Source organism: Granulicella sibirica, assembly GCF_004115155.1.
Classification (GTDB): Bacteria; Acidobacteriota; Terriglobia; order Terriglobales; family Acidobacteriaceae; genus Edaphobacter; species Edaphobacter sibiricus.
Genome location: NZ_RDSM01000001.1, coordinates 1718158 through 1735813 on the forward strand (window position 1 = coordinate 1718158; position 17656 = coordinate 1735813).

13 protein-coding genes and 1 pseudogene are annotated in these 17656 nt (G+C 55.3%); 3 read left to right on the forward strand and 11 right to left on the reverse strand.

Annotated features, from left to right (window positions below; all coding sequences use genetic code 11):
- Positions 1-2 precede the first annotated feature (2 nt).
- The 3 genes from GRAN_RS07185 to GRAN_RS07195 all read right to left on the reverse strand — a co-directional run bounded on the left by GRAN_RS07185 (position 3) and on the right by GRAN_RS07195 (position 5152).
- Positions 3-3116, reverse strand: a complete 3114-nt coding sequence (locus GRAN_RS07185) for a TonB-dependent receptor (RefSeq protein ID WP_128912249.1) — start codon at positions 3114-3116, stop codon at positions 3-5.
- Positions 3117-3196: 80 nt separating this feature from the next.
- Complete coding sequence (locus tag GRAN_RS07190; RefSeq protein WP_128912250.1) at positions 3197-4444, reverse strand: anti-sigma factor; 1248 nt, start codon at positions 4442-4444, stop codon at positions 3197-3199.
- 39 nt (positions 4445-4483) lie between these two features.
- A complete protein-coding gene (locus GRAN_RS07195; RefSeq protein WP_128912251.1) occupies positions 4484-5152 on the reverse strand; it encodes an RNA polymerase sigma factor in 669 nt (222 codons plus the stop codon).
- Between the two features lie 134 nt (positions 5153-5286).
- Between GRAN_RS07195 and GRAN_RS07200 the strand changes: the two genes are divergently transcribed.
- Together GRAN_RS07200 and GRAN_RS07205 are read left to right on the forward strand one after the other, a co-directional pair.
- Positions 5287-5547: a helix-turn-helix domain-containing protein gene (locus GRAN_RS07200; RefSeq protein ID WP_128912252.1), complete on the forward strand. Its 261-nt coding sequence runs from the start codon at positions 5287-5289 to the stop codon at positions 5545-5547.
- A gap of 135 nt (positions 5548-5682) precedes the next feature.
- On the forward strand, positions 5683-5928 hold the full coding sequence (locus GRAN_RS07205; RefSeq protein WP_128913014.1) for a helix-turn-helix domain-containing protein: 246 nt from the start codon (positions 5683-5685) through the stop codon (positions 5926-5928).
- Positions 5929-6149: 221 nt separating this feature from the next.
- Here GRAN_RS07205 and GRAN_RS26960 read toward each other — a convergent pair.
- The 8 genes and pseudogenes from GRAN_RS26960 to GRAN_RS07250 form a co-directional block, all read right to left on the reverse strand.
- Positions 6150-6416, reverse strand: a pseudogene (locus tag GRAN_RS26960) (DUF2520 domain-containing protein); the annotation flags it as partial.
- A 103-nt stretch (positions 6417-6519) separates the two neighbouring features.
- Positions 6520-6768: a hypothetical protein gene (locus GRAN_RS26965; protein WP_128913016.1), complete on the reverse strand. Its 249-nt coding sequence runs from the start codon at positions 6766-6768 to the stop codon at positions 6520-6522.
- Positions 6744-6938, reverse strand: a complete 195-nt coding sequence (locus GRAN_RS26970) for an NAD(P)-binding domain-containing protein (protein WP_421800803.1) — start codon at positions 6936-6938, stop codon at positions 6744-6746. Before GRAN_RS26970 ends, GRAN_RS26965 begins: the two co-directional genes overlap by 25 nt.
- Positions 6939-7499: 561 nt before the next feature.
- A complete protein-coding gene (locus GRAN_RS07225) occupies positions 7500-9806 on the reverse strand; it encodes a xanthine dehydrogenase family protein molybdopterin-binding subunit (protein ID WP_128912254.1) in 2307 nt (768 codons plus the stop codon).
- Complete coding sequence (locus GRAN_RS07230) at positions 9803-10789, reverse strand: FAD binding domain-containing protein (RefSeq protein ID WP_128912255.1); 987 nt, start codon at positions 10787-10789, stop codon at positions 9803-9805. The genes GRAN_RS07225 and GRAN_RS07230 overlap by 4 nt, the downstream gene beginning before the upstream one ends.
- On the reverse strand, positions 10786-11289 hold the full coding sequence (locus GRAN_RS07235; protein ID WP_128912256.1) for a 2Fe-2S iron-sulfur cluster-binding protein: 504 nt from the start codon (positions 11287-11289) through the stop codon (positions 10786-10788). The genes GRAN_RS07230 and GRAN_RS07235 overlap by 4 nt, the downstream gene beginning before the upstream one ends.
- Before the next feature lie 453 nt (positions 11290-11742).
- Positions 11743-12861 (reverse strand): two-component system sensor histidine kinase NtrB, encoded by a 1119-nt coding sequence (locus GRAN_RS07245; protein WP_128912257.1) that lies wholly within the window; start codon positions 12859-12861, stop codon positions 11743-11745.
- A 481-nt stretch (positions 12862-13342) separates the two neighbouring features.
- Positions 13343-16483, reverse strand: coding sequence for an EAL domain-containing protein (locus GRAN_RS07250; RefSeq protein ID WP_161570881.1), 3141 nt, complete (start codon positions 16481-16483; stop codon positions 13343-13345).
- A gap of 233 nt (positions 16484-16716) precedes the next feature.
- On the opposite strand from GRAN_RS07250, the gene GRAN_RS07255 reads away from it, so the two are divergent.
- A complete protein-coding gene (locus GRAN_RS07255) occupies positions 16717-17643 on the forward strand; it encodes a Crp/Fnr family transcriptional regulator (protein WP_338323419.1) in 927 nt (308 codons plus the stop codon).
- The last annotated feature ends 13 nt before the right edge of the window (positions 17644-17656 follow it).

Here is a 17656-nt window from a genome sequence, read left to right on the forward strand (position 1 = left end):
CGTCAGAAGGTCATCTTGAGGGCGAACTGCATTGATCGGGGACCACCCTGCTGATACTGCGACGCTACGGTTCCAAGACTTGCGTTCAGCATCTGAGTCGCCTGACCGAAAGTCGCATCGGTATATGTCGGATCTACGTACCCGAAGCTTGGATGGTTGAGAAGGTTGAAGCTTTCGGCGCGAAAGTGGAGAACCAGCAGGTCATGCAGAGGAAAGTCTCGCCGGAACGCGAGGTTGACTTGGGTGCTCCCAAAGCCGCGGACGAAGTTGCGTGGAGCGTCTCCCGCCGCTCCCGTTGCTGGCAGGCTGAACGCCGCCTTGTTGATCGTGCGGCCTCCCGGATATTGCGATCCGTAAAGGTAGACCGGCTCACCCCGCACGAGATTGAGGGCTCCAGAGTATTCGTTTCCGTTTGCCGTATTGGTGGTTAGCGCTCCGCCAAGCGTTACAGGAAATGACGAGCGCGTACTGAGGCGACCATCCACTCCCCAATTTTTCAGGAACAGTGAAAGAACTCTCGAATCGAAGTTGCCAGGAAGCTCCCAGCTAAGACCTGCCTGCAGATTGTTGCGTACGTCGAAGTCGGAGTTTCCTCGCTGCAGCGGCAGCGCGTTGGCATTCGACCCAAAGTCGAGTGAATGTGACCAGGTATAAGAAGCGAGTGCCTGAAGTCCCTTCGCTACTGACCGCTGAAACTTTACCTGCAAAGACTGATAGTTCGACGTCACGCCTGATGCGAGGTACTGCACCTGGTCGAAGTTCGGGTTTAGCACGGATAAAGATTTCTGTTGCAGCCCGATTAGTCGTCGTCCTTCAGCCGCCACATAGGAAAGCGTTAGGGACTGATTTCTCCCAAGTGCCTGCTGCATACTGACGTTCCACTGTAATGTATACGGCAGCTGCAGATGGGATGGAAACGCGGTGATCGTCCCGCTGGTATACGGTGCTGTCACGGAGACTGGTACCACGAGCTGGCCGGGGGTAAACGGAATCTCGGCCCCACTCTGCAGCGCGAATGACTGAAACCCAAGCCCGCTGTATCCGAGCGACGCCACTTCATTTGCAGAGTCGAAGAACACGCCCCCGCCCGTGCGGAACACCATTTCATTGCCAGGCTGGTCGTGCACCGTCCACGCCAAGCCCAACCGGGGAGCGAAATTGTACCAGGCCGTCTTCCAAAGGGAAGTACCTTGACGCGCAAGAGTGAGAGTCGCAGGGTTATTGATATCTCCCAGCAGCGTATAAGCATCCCGACCGTGTTCCTCTGTTGGTGGCGGATTTAGCTCCCAGCGAATGCCAAACGAGAGGTGAAGTCTCTGGTGGACGCTCCATTCGTCCTGCGCGAAGATGGCAGCTTGATTGAACAGTGGCGTAGCGGGAACGAAGTTGAAGACGTAGGGTAGGCTGGGCATGCCGCTGATCACCTCCTGCGCACTGAGGAAGATTGCATACGGTTCCACTGTCGGCGGAGTGATCGGCGACTTGATGTGGCGGTAGTCCACCCCAAACTTCAGTGCGTGAACACCCTTCAGCAGACTCACCGTATCGATGACATTCCACTGCCGGCTTGCGTTGCGCCCGTCGTAAGTCGTCAACAACGGCGATCCGATGTCCGAAACCGACATGACAATCACTGGCTCTGCCCGCTGATAGGAACCAGCTCCCATCGCAGCTCCAAGATCGATCGGAGTGGCGCCCCCAAAGTTGTCCAGCGCACCTATCTGCGCAGAGTCCGAACGCGCATATCCAAGACGAAACTCATCCGTAGTCTGATCGGACAACTGGACCGTTGCCCCGAGAGTGTAGCTTTGTGCGTTGCTACTGGTGGTTGTCCGGGCGAAGTACGGCCTGGCTACCGTAGAGCTCGGCGTGTCTCCAACCCGAAAGAAGAGAGCGATTTTGGGTCGAAGCGTGTGATCGATCCGTACGCTGGTCGAGTCAATCTTGCTGGGTAGCGAGAAGGGTGAGATGAACTGCGCAAGGTTCGGGCTCGCGGCGGTACCGTAGTCGATTCCGTTCGGCAGCGGAAAAGCATTCAAGATGGGACGCATGGCGTCAACCGCCTGCTGCCGCATGAAGTCGTCCGGAACGTATTGGATTGTTGCAGCCGTAGGCTGCGTCAGACGTAGGCCTTCATACGAAGCGAAGAAGAAGGTCTGGTTTCGTCCGTCGTAGAGTCCAGGAATCCACACTGGACCACCCACCGTGCCACCGAAATCATTCTGTCTAAGAGCAGGTGTCGGCTTGCCATAGTGAGCGTTGAACCAGTCGTTCGAGTCGAAGACATCATTGCGGAGGTAGTCGAATACGCTACCGTGCAAAAAATTTGTTCCGGCGCGCGTTCCAAGCGAGAACTGACCTCCCGGCGACCGGCCAAACTCCGCGGAGTAAGTTGAGCTCTGCACGCGGAATTCCTGCAATGCATCGACCGAGATCAATGTCTGTGTTGTGCCTAGCGCGGTCGATCCTCCAAGTGTGCCTCCGGTAGAGGCCTCCCCTACGCCGCCTCCATTGCCTGAACCAATATTCGCGGTAACTCCGTCCACTGTGTAGTAGTTCGACTGCGTTCTCTGCCCATTCACGCTGAAGTCACCTCCAACTCCCACCACCTGGCCTGGGCTCTGGGGGCTCTGCGTCACAACACCTGGAGTCATGGAGATCAGATCTTGAAAACTTCGTCCGTTCAAGGGTAGGTTCTCGACGAACTTACGGTCGATGACCGTGCTGACGCTCGCGTCAGTTGTATTCAGTTCCGGAGAGTTGTCGTTCACTGTGAGGCTCTCTGATGCCGCCCCGACCGGTAGAACGAAATTGAGGCCGACAGCGCTCTGAACGTTGAGCACAACGTCAGCTTTGATGATCGTCTTGAAGCCACGCTTCGAGACCTGGACGTGATAATGGCCCGGCGGCAGGATCGGTACAAAGTACATCCCTGCATCGTTTGTTTTCGCGGAATTCACGACGCCCGTGGCGTCATTGGCAATCTCCACGTCCGCGTCCTGGATCAAGTTGCCCGCGATGTCCGTCACGCCACCGCTGATGGTCGCGTTGGTGGACTGACATAATGCGAGATTCGGGAGAAGAAAAACACAGACGAGGAATAGCCAGCGTTTCATAGAGCAGCGCTCCGAAGATGAAAGAGTGAATTGCTTTAACTCTATCTACGGGGCGCTGGCTGAAAAGGTACCAAGCTCAATCAAAGATGATTGGGTTGCATCTGCAGAAACGCGCGGAGGAGCTGCTTGCCGGTAGGCTTCGCACTTCCCCCCGGCGGCTCTACGGTGACGAAGACCATGTTCATTCGAGCGAGGGTCGTTGCATCATTGCAACGCAAGACCCATCTCTTGTTGTTGTCGTCTTGGTAGAACAACCCAAGGCTAGTTGGCTGCTTGTCGCTCCCGCTCCCCCAGGCCTGAAACGCTACTGATTGCTTTAGACCACCTTGCTTGTCGAGATCGAATCCGTAAAACACCAACGAGCGATCTTTCGTGTAGAAGATTCGTCCGAAAGGCTTGGCCGTCTTCCCTGCCTCGTTTGTGTCGAAGATATCAGCGATATATAGATCTCGAGCGCCGATCAGCTCTCGGATGTCGCGGTCGTGCGCCAGAAAATCTTTGTCGAGCGCAAGAATGCGTTCTTTATCACTGAGAGCCGTGTTGGTCTCGTTTAAAATAGAGTTGAGGTCGCGAAGCTTCGCCTCAAGCGAGGCCGCACGCGCGGCCTGTTGGTCCGCAGCTGTCTGACTGGACAGCAGCTTGTCGCGAAGCGACTGAAGATCTGACTGCGCCGAGGCGAGCTGTTGGCTGAGAGTCTCTCTCTCCGTCGCGAGCTGCTGTTGTAGCAGACTATTTGCATCAAGCTGATGTTTGAGATTGGGGTCAACGGATCGCGGCTGACTCTCGCGGTCTTTTGCAGCGGCCAGCAGCTGTTTTAGATTCGCTACTTCCTGTTGCGCCCGCGTAAGCTCCTGCTCTTCCTCGCCTTGCGTAGCTACGCCTGTAGGCGGAGCTACGGCAATGGTCGGATTTCGAGGTACCGGCGAATGAGCGCTGTTCCGGATCAAGTACACGGACGAGAGCCCAGCAGCCACGAGTGCGCAAGCCGCGAGAGCACCGGCGACGACCCGGCGCGACGATTTAGGAGCAATAGGCTGTACCTTCGGCGGAGTTCCCTGTTCCAACTGGGTCATCAGACGGCGCTCCGCGTCGGCAATAGCGCTCTCAGACTCCCAAGGGAGATCGTCGGCATCAGAGGCGGCACTTGCCGCCATCTCCGGAATCGCCTTTGAGGTCAAGCTCTTATACTGTTCGAACCTCAGCCGACATTCGTTGCAAAATGCGAGATGGATCTGCAGCAGGCCCCACTCTTCGTCGGTGAGTTCTCCGGTGTGGAAGAGAGCAACCAGAGCAACGAACTCGTCATGGAATTGAGGGTTCACCGGCATGGTTCCCTTGCGATTAGGTTTGCGAACCATTCTCTCACTCTAACCACGTTTCTGGGAGAAGAGATGAGAGCGCAAGCGCTCCAGAGCCCGGTAGTAGTGGTGCTTTACGTTTCCGAGTGTTTGCCCATTCTTCTCCGCGATTTCGCGGAGGCTGTATCCCTCGAAAAGATGCAGTTCTAATGTTTGCTGTTGATCTGCCGTCAATTGCCTGCTCAAGCGGTCCCGAATGGCCTTTCCATCAAGAGATGACGGAGAGGAATGCTCCGCTGTAATGGGCACGCGTTTCTCGTCAAACTCTTCGGAGTTGTAGTGCTGCCTAACATCGAGATACCGCCTCCGATCGATTGCGCGATGATAGGTCGCTTGTCTGATCCACGATGCCCCGGAGCCCTTCTCAGCGTCGTAGAGTTGGGCCCGCTCCGCAATGTAAATGAATGTCTCTTGTCGGAGGTCGTCAGCTTCCGACTCGTCGCGAAGAATGCGCCACGCGAGGTGGAACACGGTCCGCGCGTGGCGGCGGAAAAGAACGCCAAGGGCGTCCCTCGATCCTTCCCCGACCAACGCCAGAAGGTGCTCATCAGTGGGTTCAACAAGAACCATTACGCTCGATGCATCATCGCTCAGATGATGTCGGCTGACCACGGCCTCCCCGACTTCAGAAGCTTCGGCAAGCTCATTCGGCACATAGGCGATAACGTCTGCGTTCATCGGACCTCGTCAAGCCGAGGATAAGGTGGAGGGCACCTGTCTCATCGCGCAAATTACGCAGCAAGCACTATAGTGCCTCTCTTGTAGGCACTATAGTGCCTACCTAATGCTTCGTCAATCGTAACGATGGAAAGGTGGCAGATCTCCACATACCGGAATCGTTGACGTTGGAGCAGGCGATTGGTCGCGTTCTATTCGATTTACGGACTCAAAGGAACCTTAATCAGATCGACGTCGCGATTGCAACAAACTTCGCCGTGAGAACGATCCGAACGATGGAGCAAGGTCGACAAAGCATGACGATCCGCTCATTAGACGCACTCGCCCTCTTTTATCGCATTCGCATCGAGGACATCCTGATTCGAGCGAAAGCACTACGCGGAGATCCGCTTTAGGCCGATTGCTGACCCGATGTCAGTAGCGGGACACCGGCACTATAGTGCCTTCGCATCTAGGGTGATTCGTACAACATTGAGCCTGTGGTCAAGAGCAAAGAAAAGCCGGCGACTCTTGAGCAAGCATTTGGTCGAGTGGTCTTGACTCGACGAGAGAATAAAGGTCTCTCTCAGATGGATCTCGCTGTTGCGACTGGCTACAGTTTGCGCTACATGGGGGATGTCGAGCGAGGGGCGAAAAGTGCAACCATGCGCACAATGAATGATCTTGCGACGCTCCTGGACGCATCGCTGGGATCGCTGGTGATTGAGGCGGAAGCACTGCTCAACATAAAGCAAGCACCGGTTAGAAAGTTAACAAATCGACAAAAGAGACAGTAGTTGTGCGGACGCTGCCAAAATGACTTCGCGGGCTTAGCACGTTCCCTGCCATGCGGCAGCAAATGAACGCTCCGTGGGCCTTAGGACCTGCCACTTATTTCCAAAGGCGCAAATCCCGCGCCGCCGATTAGACCGCTAATTCTGCTCCTGGCCCAGTAACTTTCGAATCGTCGCAAGTTTCTCTTTCGTGGCAACGCCTTTCTCAATCGAGAGTTGGACCGCTATTTCGCCAACTCCTTGTAGAGAAGTTGATACTCGGCGCTGAACGCGCCAAGCGCTTCTAGATGTTTAGCAACCACCAGGTCGTCGCCGCGAGCGATGGGTCCAGTCAAAGCCTTACCAGGGCCAAGCCTCAGCGCATTCTCGACGGTTGCATGGAGGATAGGCTCAACGATCCGAGATGCAGCCTCCCGAGTGACCCCGGCAGCCTCATAGCACTGAAGTCCGATTTCAAGGGTGGAGCAAAGGTAGTTCGATATGAATACGACGGCAGCGTGTAGGCTGCCTGGCGCTCAACGTCGACAGGGAATGCGAGTCTACCTAACTGTTGAAACAGAGGGTTGAGCACATCCAGTGCCGCGACATCGCCTTCTATGCCGCACCATGTATCGGCGAATGTACCTGCATCTTCCAGCGGAGAGGTAAAGTCTTTACAGGGTGGACGCTTGCGATGAGCGCGCCCCGTCCACGAAGTGCAGAGAATATTGATGACGGCGTTGCTCCACTGCAATGAAAGACTATCGTTCCCGGTCTCAGAGCCGGCGATGAAATTAACTCGTCAGCGATGAGCGGAATCTCGTTGTCGCCGGTACTAACTAAACAGATGTCAACGGTGTCAATCGGTAAACGTCGGAGTCCACTTGGTCAGACCCAATGATCTCGTGAAGTCGCTCTGCCGAAGACCTGGTTCCACTGCAGATCTCTTGAATTACATAGTTGTGTTGCGTCAGCAAGATCGCCAGCGTTGTACCGACATTACCCGCACCAATAATCGTGACGGTTTTCATCATCCATTTCTCAAAGCCCAGTGTAAGGCTCAGCCAGAGACCGCTCAATATAGGGACTCTCCAAAGCTGTTCTCGTCCTTACTTCAGCGCAAGATTGACTACGCGCTGCAGAGATGTGTGGTGGAGTCAGACGATTTGTTTGTGCTTGGCGGGAAGCATTCTGCTTCGAACTGTGGGGATCCGCTCCCGAATATGGCGAAACGCCGCACGAAGTTCGGAATGCTCAAATTGGGTAAATCCTAGGGAGACTCGCGACTCCACAATATGCTCTATGCTGTCCTGTCACCCTTGTCTTTGCTGGAGACCGTCGGTTGAACCTCTTAGACCGTTCATCGCTCTCCACAAAGGTTCGATCCATGATGAGCCCGGCGCTTCGTTTTGGCATAGTATCCTTACTCAAGCTGCGATCTGATGCACCTAATAGGGCTTCTATTTGTCCGAAAGGATTTCTTCCAACCGCTCCGGACTCACTTCAAGTTCAGCTCGCTCATTTGAACGAGATCGTGCTGCGCACCCTCACGGAACATAGTGCATATTGGTGCTTAGTGGAACTGCACAGGCCTCCTATAAGATCTTGTCCAAAGTAATTGGCAGGTCCCGAACGCGTTTTCCTGTGGCGCTATAAACAGCATTCGCGACCGCTGCTCCGACACCCGTGATTCCGATTTCTCCAACCCCGTGTGCTCCCATTGGAGCGTGCGGGTCAGGAATGTCGGTCCAGATCACATCGATTTCGGGAACGTCCATGTGTACGGGCACGTGATACTCGGCAAGACTGGGGTTCATCACGCGTCCGGTGCGCTCATCGAACTCCGTCTCCTCCATGAGCGCGAGACCGAGCCCCATAATGATCCCGCCCCGGAACTGGCTCGCGGCTGTCTTCGGATTGAGAATACGGCCACAGTCAAATGAGCCAAGAAAGCGGCTCACTCTGGTTTCACCTGTGACTGTGTTCACTCGAACCTCACAGAACATGGCTCCATAAGAGTGCATCGACCAATGTGTGAATTCGAGCGGTGGGGGAGCGTTCGCTTCCACCGTGACCTCACTGCGTTGAGCCCGCGCCATGATGGATACATAGCTCTCGCGACGCCCCGGCTCTTCCGCCTTGCACAGATAACCGTCTCGCCCAATCACTTCGTCCGCATCAAGGCCAGCAAGCAGAGAGTCCTTACCTGCGAGTTTCAGTAATTCCTTGATGAGTTCTCGATGAGCAGCCGTGACCGAGGCACCAATCGAAGCAGTCTGCTGCGAGCCGCCCGCAAGGACAACGCCGGGAAAGTGGGAGTCTCCGTAGTTCACAGTCACACACTCCATACCAAGTCCAAGACGGTCGGCGGTGACCATGGTCTGCGTAGTCGCAGTCCCCATGCCCATCTCATGTGCTGCGATTTCAACGGTAGCTCGCCCATCGTGGGTCAAAGTGATCCGCGCCGCTCCGCCGGGCATTCTGTAATAAGGATATGTCGCGGTCGCACATCCCATACCGATGAGCCACTCGCCCTCACGATGGGTGCCCGGCGTCGCTCGACGCCCTGACCAACCAAACTTTTCCGCACCAGCCCTGTAGGCTTCCACGATGTGACGCGACGAGAACGGCGCTCCGGTAGTCGGATCCTTCTCGGGCTCGTTCCGAAGCCTCAGTTCGATAGGGTCCATACCGAGACTTATAGCAAGTTCATCGACGGCACATTCCAGACCGAAGGTACCAACCGACTCTCCCGGCGCTCGCATGAACGTATTCGCGAGCATGTCCATCTTCACCGCTTCTACATCAAGCTTGAAGCTTGCCGAGCGGTACGCCGACTTTGCCGGAAGAATGAACGGCTCCGGCATGTTGTTATGGTGGCCCATCGCTACCGTGCCCGTATGGATGAGCGCTTCGAACTGACCCTCTGCGTTTGCGCCGATTGCAACCCGTTGTTCCGTCAGAGTGCGACCGCCTACGATGCGGTAGACCCCTTCGCGGGACAGCATGATTCGCACGGGCCGTCCCGCTACTTTCGACGCAGCAGCCGCAAGGATCTGATGCTGCCAGAGGGTCTTGCTTCCGAAGCCACCTCCAACGTAAGGAGATGTGACATGGACCTGTTCCTCCTTGAGGCCGAAGACCTGCGCAAGTGACCAGGCAGCATGAGCTACCCCTTGCGAGGCATCATGCACCCTGAGATCTTCTCCGTTCCATCCGATCGTCGCCGCATGGAGTTCGATTGGGTTGTGACTGTGGCGCGGAGTTTTGTAGATCACATCGACTTTATGCGAGGCGGCTGCCAACGAAGCTTCGGCATCCCCAATCTCCAGGAGCAGTGGTTCCCCCTGAAAAACTCCTGGCTCAGCGTTGGCCTTCGCGTCTTCGAATAAGGTCACCGACGATTCTGTCTCATAAACCACGGATACCAGCGACTTCGCGTAGTCGGCTTGCTCCTGTGTATCGGCAAGAACCAGGGCTACAGGTTGGCCATTCCAGTGGATTGCTTCATCCTGCATGATTGGCAGGTCATCGCCACCGGCGGCTTTCGCGCTCGACATGAACGGGGGCGCAGGCTTCATTCGAGGCGCGTTGCGGTAGGTCATGACCAGGACCACACCGGACGCCGCTTCAGCCGCAGCCGTATCAAGTCCCTTGATTCGGCCTTTCGCTACAGTGCTGTACTTGAGCGCCGCGTAAACCATGTTCTCCATCGGAAACTCGGCCGCGAATTTTGCCGTCCCACTCACCTTCTGCGGTCCGTCCAGCCGCGAAGTGGGCGTTCCAATAAGTCCGTGCTTTTGACGAATCAACGGGTCGGGCTTTCCACCTGGCATCCACGCATCAGGGGCGATCTGGACGGCCTTCTTCATAACCGCTTGCGCGGCGTCTTTGATACTCATGCAACGCCTCCTGCCAACTCCGCCAGCACCGCGACAATGGTGCGCTTTGCGAGCTCTACTTTGAATCCGTTATGGCTCAAAGGTTTTGCATCCGTGAGCTCCTCATTTGCTGCGGCCAGGAAGCTTTCATTGGTGGCGGGTCTCCCCCTCAACAAGGCCTCGAGCTTCAAGGCTCGCCAGGGTTTGTGGGCGACTCCGCCCAGAGCGAGTCGGACATCCTTTACGACTCCGATCTCTAGTTCCATCGCGGCTGCGACCGAAACCAGTGCGAACGCGTAGCTCGCTCTGTCCCGAACCTTGCGGTATATCGAATGCCGAGCGAAAGGCAAAACTGGCAACTCCACCGCTGTGATCAATTCGCCGGGAGCGAGCGTCGTCTCGATCTCGGGATGATCCCCAGGGAGAAGGTGCAGGTCGGTGAGCGCACGGATGCGTTGACCTTGTGAGCCTGTGACATGCACCATCGCATCAAGTGCGGCGAGAGCGACACACATGTCCGAGGGATGAGTCGCAACGCAAGACGTAGAGGCCCCAAGAATGGCGTGGATTCGGTTGAAACCTTCGATAGCGTCACAACCTTGCCCCGGATTTCGCTTGTTGCAGCGCGATCCGTCGTCATCGTAAAAGTAGGTACAGCGAGTCCGCTGCAGCAGGTTGCCACCAACGGTAGCCATGTTGCGTATTTGTCCGGAGGCCCCGGCCAATATAGCTCGCGCAAGCAGAGGGTAGCGCGTCCGTATCGCGCGATTCTCTGCGACCGCCGTATTCCTCGCCGCAGCTCCGATAAGGATGCTACCGTCTTCCCTCTCCATGATCTCACTTGAAAGGTTGGTCACGTCAACCAATGCGGACGGCCGCTCCAGATTCTCTCGCATCAGGTCGACGAGATTCGTGCCGCCTCCGAGGTATTTCGCATCGATTTCGCCGCCATGTCGGAGGGCGTCTGCAACATCAGTCGCGCGTGCATACGTGAAGGCGTTCATTTTGAGGCCTCCGCAAACTCCGTGATCGCATCGACAATCCCGTTGTAGGCACCGCAACGGCACAGATTTCCACTCATCCGTTCGCAAAGCTCATCGCGCGTGAGGCTGATCGACACCCCTTCCAGATCGCCGGTCACGTTGCTAGGTACACCCCGTCTTATCTCCCCCAGCATGCCCACGGCTGAGCAAATCTGCCCCGGAGTGCAGTAGCCACACTGAAAGCCGTCATGCTCAATGAACGCACGCTGGAGCGGATGCAACACCCCCTCCGTTGATAAACCTTCGATCGTTGTTACCGAGCGACCGTCATACTGTACGGCGAGTGCGAGACAGGAGAGAATGCGTTCTCCGTCAACCAGAACGGTGCAGGCCCCGCACGCCCCTTGGTTACACCCCTTCTTGGTGCCCGCGAGATCCAGATGGTCGCGAAGAAGGTCGAGCAAAGATACTCGCGTGTCCTTCGGCAAATCGATGGGTGATCCGTTGATGTTTATCGACATGCAATGATCCTCAAAATGTGAAAAACTGTTTCGCTATAAGACGCAAATATCGGTACTCGCGCAATCGCTGATTGACCAAAAACCCTGGGGAGTAGATCGGGCGGATTGCTGGACAACAGATGGCCACAAATGGCTCAACACTCCCTATGACTGCGCAATGGCAATCTGCCGGGACGCGAACGCACTTCCGAGCGCCATGAATAGCGATGCGGTGTATTCCTCTGCATCTCCTGATGCTCAGAAAACCTAACGCTTGAGTCCTCCAGGCGTGCCCGCAGTATCCCTGTCTGGGCTTATTAGCGCCGGATAGAACGCGAGACTTATCTTCTCTGTGTTGCAGAAGAGGTCATCTATCGCCGATGCTGCTCCCTGTTCCTTCGCGTCGCGCCTCCGCGCTCTTGTCAGCGAGCGATCTCGGTCTAAAGCTAATGCTTTCTCGTGGTATCCGTGACCTTAGGACTCCGCAGACGTTCCGTCCCTTCCTTTAGAACTCTGTGGCTGTGCGCCCTCCAGGGAAAGATGAAAGACGGTACCTCTTTTGACAGCGCTTCGCACCCGCATCGACGAGCCGCACTTCTTCATGATCTCAAGACTGAGCCAAAGTCCAAGCCCGTTTCCTCCAGCACCCTTGGTGGTGTAGAACGCCTCGAAGACCCGACTCAACACTTCTGGGGGCATTCCAATCCCCGTATCAGCAACGGTCAGGCGGACACACAGTTTACCGGTACGATGATTCATAAACTTTCGGACACGAAGGACAAGGCGGCCGCCATCAGGCATAGCATCCAACGCATTGCCTACGAGATTTGCTATGACCTGTCGCAACTCCCCTTGAGGTGCAGAGACGAGAACACCATCAGGAATGATGGTTTGTACCGTCACCCCGGATGTGACGATGCGTCCTTGGAACAGTTTTACAACGGTTCCGGCAAGCTCAGCCAAGTCGAACGGGGTCGTCCCGCCCGGATCGTGGTAGAAGCGAAGGGTGTTCGTCGCGATCTCCGAGACACGTCTAAGCTCATCTTCGGCTAGTTGAATATATTCAGAACGTTTCACTTCGGACGATTCCGTACGAAGCAAATAAAGAAGGCTGACCACCGTGTCTAGCGGGTTCCGGATTTCATGGGCAATAGATGCGGCTAGGCGTCCCGTCACTGCAAGCTTCTCGGATTCTATGAGTGCATCCTGAATATTCCGACGCTCGGTTCGATCAAGAACAGTTCCAATCAGTCGACTGGCTACTCGCTCACCGTTGCGTTCTTCAAAGAATGCCTTCCCTTTTCCGCCGAGCCAACGAATGAGTCCGTCAGGCCGAACGATCCGGTAGTCCAGTTCATAGAGACCCTTCCCGTTCGGATCAAGAGCGTCTGCTATCGCAGCCTCGACCAATGGACGGTCATCAGGATAAAGGACAGAGAGAAAGTCGGCATAAGCGAATTCAGCCTCGGGTGGAAATCCAAAGATCTCTTTGCATTTGGGAGAACTGCTAAGCTCCTCTTTCGCAACAAACAGGTGCCACGTGCCTACACCAGCCGTCTCTGCGGCGAGTTGCAGCGTTTCTTCGATTTTCAAGGGGACACCGATTGAAGTGGGTCTGGGATTCAGCTTTGTGCAGTTCCGCTCAAAGGAGGCTAAATCGCAGTCGGTTCTTCGTCTGTCTTGAGCGACCTGCCGATCGAATATGGGCTCTCTACCCTCAACAAGAGACGAACATCAGCGTATGACAGGTAGATGCGCCGGACCATCTCGCTGTTGTGTGTTTGCTCTCGGAGAGATTAATCGGTTGATCAGAGGCAAGAACCGGACCCATTTGTTACCTGCTTGACCCTGCAGCTACAGCAGCACACCGGAGAGGGGAATCAGTGAGAAACATCACGAAGAGTACGCAGCTGTTCATACGTCAGACTGTGGAGGGTTCCGTCAGATAACGTGAGCACCACAATCCCCAGAATCTCTTCGCTGACACAGATCACATCGAGAACGGGTGTCGTAGGTCTCACAACCCGCGCCTTCTTGTTCGCTAGGCTCGCACACGCCATCGATTTAGTCAGCTTCATAAGGGGACCGGGGTTGTCGCTTGGTTTGACTTCTCATCAGTTCCAAATGGTTTGAGCGGCGGCCTTGCAAGCGATGCTGCACGCGCATAGGCCTTTTCGGCAGGTTCCTCTGTAGGAAGCTTTTGCGTGGAGCGAGGCAGGGTCACCAAGAAAGATGTACCTTTTGTCGGATTTCTCTCCGCCCAAATGGCGCCGCCGTGCTGTTCAACAATGGCGCGACAGATTGCGAGGCCGAGGCCGCTTCCCCCGAGTCGACGGGCATCGTCATGCTCAAGTTGCCGGAAGCGTTCGAACACCTTCTCAAGTTGATCCTCTGGAATGCCACGCCCTTCGTCTGAGATTTTCACCGTCAGTTGGTCGATAGACGCCCGAATATCGAGCACTACATCCCCTTGAGGCGGGGAAAACTTGATCGCATTGGACAGCAAGTTGATGAGGACCTGCAAGATTTTATCGGGATCCCCATGAAAAAGGAGCTTGCTGCCTAATGTCTGAGAGACGGCGTTAACATGAAGCTCGACCCCATGCGCTTGAGCCGTTGGCATCATTGTTTCGATAGCCTGTTCTGCCAAATCTTCTATCAAACATTCTTGCACCTGGAGAGATGTCGCTCCGGACGCTATCCGCTCGAGGTTCAGGACATCGTTGACCAACCGAATCATCCGGTCCAGGTTGCTCAGAGCAATATGAAAAAGCCTCGCGCCTTTGTCGTTCACTGGACCTGCCAGGCCCGCCGATAGAATTCCAACAGCACCCCGCACGCTTGTTAAGGGTGACCGGAGCTCATGGGACACCATGGCGACATACTCATTCTTGAGGTCATCCAGTTCAGATCGCTTCCGCAGCTCGCATTCATCGGCCAAGTGTAGAAGCCGGGTTTCTTCGAGCTCAGCGAAGAGGTTCTCAAGCTTCCCATTTGCTTCCGTGAGGGTCTTGTTGCTTGCCTCTAGCCGAGTCGTGAGCTCCCGATTTGCGCTGATCTCTGTAAGGTTCTTCCTCCGCTCAGAGCGAAGCTCCAAGCGACCTTGAACCTCTTGGCTGAGGATAGAGAGGGCTTTGATCTGTCCGGGAGATAGGCCTCGCGGGATGGTATCTATGACACACAGCGTGCCAATGGCTACACCGTCACCGGCATAGAGGGGCATGCCGGCATAGAAGCGGATGTGTGGTGAGCCGAGAACAAGAGGATTTTGTTCGAAGCGCTTGTCCTTTGTCGCATCTTCCACCACAAAAAGACCCTTCTCAGCGATCGCGAGTGCACAGAAGGACGACGTGATAGAAGTCTCAGTTGCAGCAAGTCCAACAGCGGCCTTGAACCATTGACGTTCGGAGTCGAGTAAGGATATAAGGCTGATGGGTGTACCGCAGATCTCAGAGGCCAGCACTACCAGATCGTCAAATTCTGGCTCGGGTAGCGTGTCGAGGATCTCAAGTTCGCCCAGTGCCCGGTGTCTCCTCTCCTTCTCCGTCGCTGTAACGGAAAGATCCGTTACATGAATTGTCGTCTTGACCTTTACGGGTATTGCATCGTCGGGCAACGGCTTCTCCAGGTCGCTCGGAGCCACAATATCCTGCACGCTGCCGTACCAGCAGACGATGTTACCGCTAACGTCAAACCTAGGGGCACCCTTGGCCCGCTTCCATGTCCAGCCATCTTCCCCATCCGGCACGCGATAAGCAACGTCAATGGGCGCACCTGCTCGCCTCGAGACGGCCATAGCTTTGAGTGTGGCTCGCATATCTTCCGGATGGATCTTTCTGAGCCATTCGTGATCCGCTAGATGATCGTTCATCAGGCCCGTGCTCTTATCCCATCTCGGACTCAGATCAAGATTGCGACCTTGGGGATCCATAATCCATAGGACCTGCGGATTCAGCTCAACCATGCTCCTGTAATGAGCTTCGCTCGCTTTGAGCGCGTCCTCTGTTTGTTTTCGTTCCGTGATATCGGTCACAGCGATTGCGACTCCAACAACTTCCCCGCCCTCATCCAGCGCTGGCTGGTAGGAAACTAAGCGCGTGTCCCCGGAAGTGGGAGCTTTCGCCTCAACATCTGAGATTGCCTCCCCTTCAAGGGCACGCCTTATGAAGGGTTCCACGGCGGGAAAGAGCTCTGGAATCATCTCGGAGACTTGACTCCCCAGATGGTTTTCAACCGGAGCGCCGTTCATCTCGGCAAGTCTTTTATTGAGATTCACATATCTAAGATTTTGATCAACGAAGGCCAGGCCTACTGGCGCGCCATCATAGATGGCTTGGAGTTGTGCTAGCCGCTGAGACGGAGAAACCTCGAAGTCTGAAGCAGAAATGCGTCTCCAGGCGCTCCGATCGTCTGTGACGAAATGTTCACGATCAATTGAGATTGACGCAGCAAGCTCGTGTTCTGGTACGGGTTGACCATAAAACTCCCCTTGACCAAATTCGCACCCCAGCCACAGCATCATCTCTGCCTGCTCCCGGGTCTCGATGCCCTCAGCGACAGTAGCCAAGCCGAGGCTTTGTCCAAGGCCTACAACTGCAGAGACTATCTTGCGGCTTTCCCGGCTGTCCGTCATTGAGCTGACGAAGCTTCGGTCGACCTTTAATTCGTCAAACGGCAGAGCCTGGAGATGGTGCAGGCTAGAGTAGCCCGTACCGAAATCGTCAAGCGCCAGCCTGCAACCCATCGCCTTAAGTTTAGCTACGATCGTTGCGGCACTCTGAAGGTTGTCGATGAGGGCGCTCTCTGTTATCTCCACAATGACCCGCGAAAGTGAGAAGTTGCATTCCATGGCGATACGGTGGACTAGTTCCGGCAAGTGCAAGTCGCGTAGTTGAAGAGGAGAGATGTTAATAGCCAGTGTTAGAGGGGTCGGGATCGCGGAAGCCGCAGCAAAGGCCTTCTCCAAAATCTGTTGGGTGAGGGCGTTGATCCAGCCATCTTGTTCTGCTAGCGCAATGAATTGGCTGGGCGGAATTACACCGGCCGTAGGGTGCTTCCAACGGGCGAGTACCTCGAACCCAGCTAATTGCCCGGTGTGCATGGTGATCACGGGCTGAAAGAAGGGAACAAATTGGCTTTTCTTCAAAGCGCCATGGACGTCCTGGTCGTAGGAAACCACCTTATGTAGTGGCGTCGGCATCAGCTTGTCTGTCATATCTCTCTTCTCTGCTCTCACATAGAGACATCTGCGCGTGCTGGTCGGCCATTGGTTCAGGGCCGAGGATGAGTCTTTCTCAACGTGCAGCAACGATAGCCTTTTCATACTCTTCGATCTGTGGTGCCCACTACATAGGCGTATATAACGTGGGTGCAAATGGAGCGGTCGGGGCTTTTTCTTCGCTGCCCAGGTTGAGTAAGGATGGGATTTAGACAAGATCGCCAAGGATCTTGAACAGTACTTTGCGTATCGCTTCAGCAAATCACGCCAGTATTAAATCTTGTGCTCGGTCGCCTACAACACAAAAGAGCGCGTATGCTTTGCGTAGCATCACAAGCCATCGCGCGGAGATCCATACCACGCCGTCCCTGGTGTATCTGATCGGCCAGCCGAGATCGAGGCCACACATGACACAAGGACATTTCAAGAACGGGCTGCTTCAACGCTTCGATTCCGAAACTATTAGGCGGTTAGACCTGAATGCGGTCGACCTTCCGGTGAATCGCGAGATCGAATTTCCTGGCAATCGAATCGAGCATCTCTTCTTCATTGAGGAGGGGATGGCGTCGATGACGACGACGTTCGACGATGGGTCTCAGGTCGAGGTGGGCCTCGCAGGGTGGGAGTCTGTGCAGGGTGCATCCGTTCTGATGGGTACCAAGAAGAGCCTCAACCGGGTCTATATGCAGGTAGCCGGACATGGCTACACCACTACAACGTGCCTGGCAGCTCAGGAATTCAAACGTTGCTCAGTGTTTCAGGACCTTACTTTGCGGTATCTTCAGGCTCAATTCATTCAGTCAGCACAGACGGCGGGCTGCAATGCCCGTCACTCTGTCCAGCAACGTTTAGCCCGCTGGCTGCTTCTTTGCGCCGACCGGAACGGAGGCCGCATTCTGCCTCTATCCCATGAGTACATGGCGGACATGCTTGGCGCAAACCGTACGACCGTAACTGTCGTTGCAGGCCAATTTCAAAGCCTAAATCTGATCCAGTACACACGCGGCAAGATCAATCTTATCGATCTTCCAGGCTTGGAAAAGATGGCCTGTGAGTGCTACCGGGTCGTGCGAGACCACCTCACCAATCTCACTGAATATGATCAGGGCGTTGGGTGTACCGGACAGGTAAATGAGCAGCAACTGAAAGCCAGCTAACAGAACAGCAGTG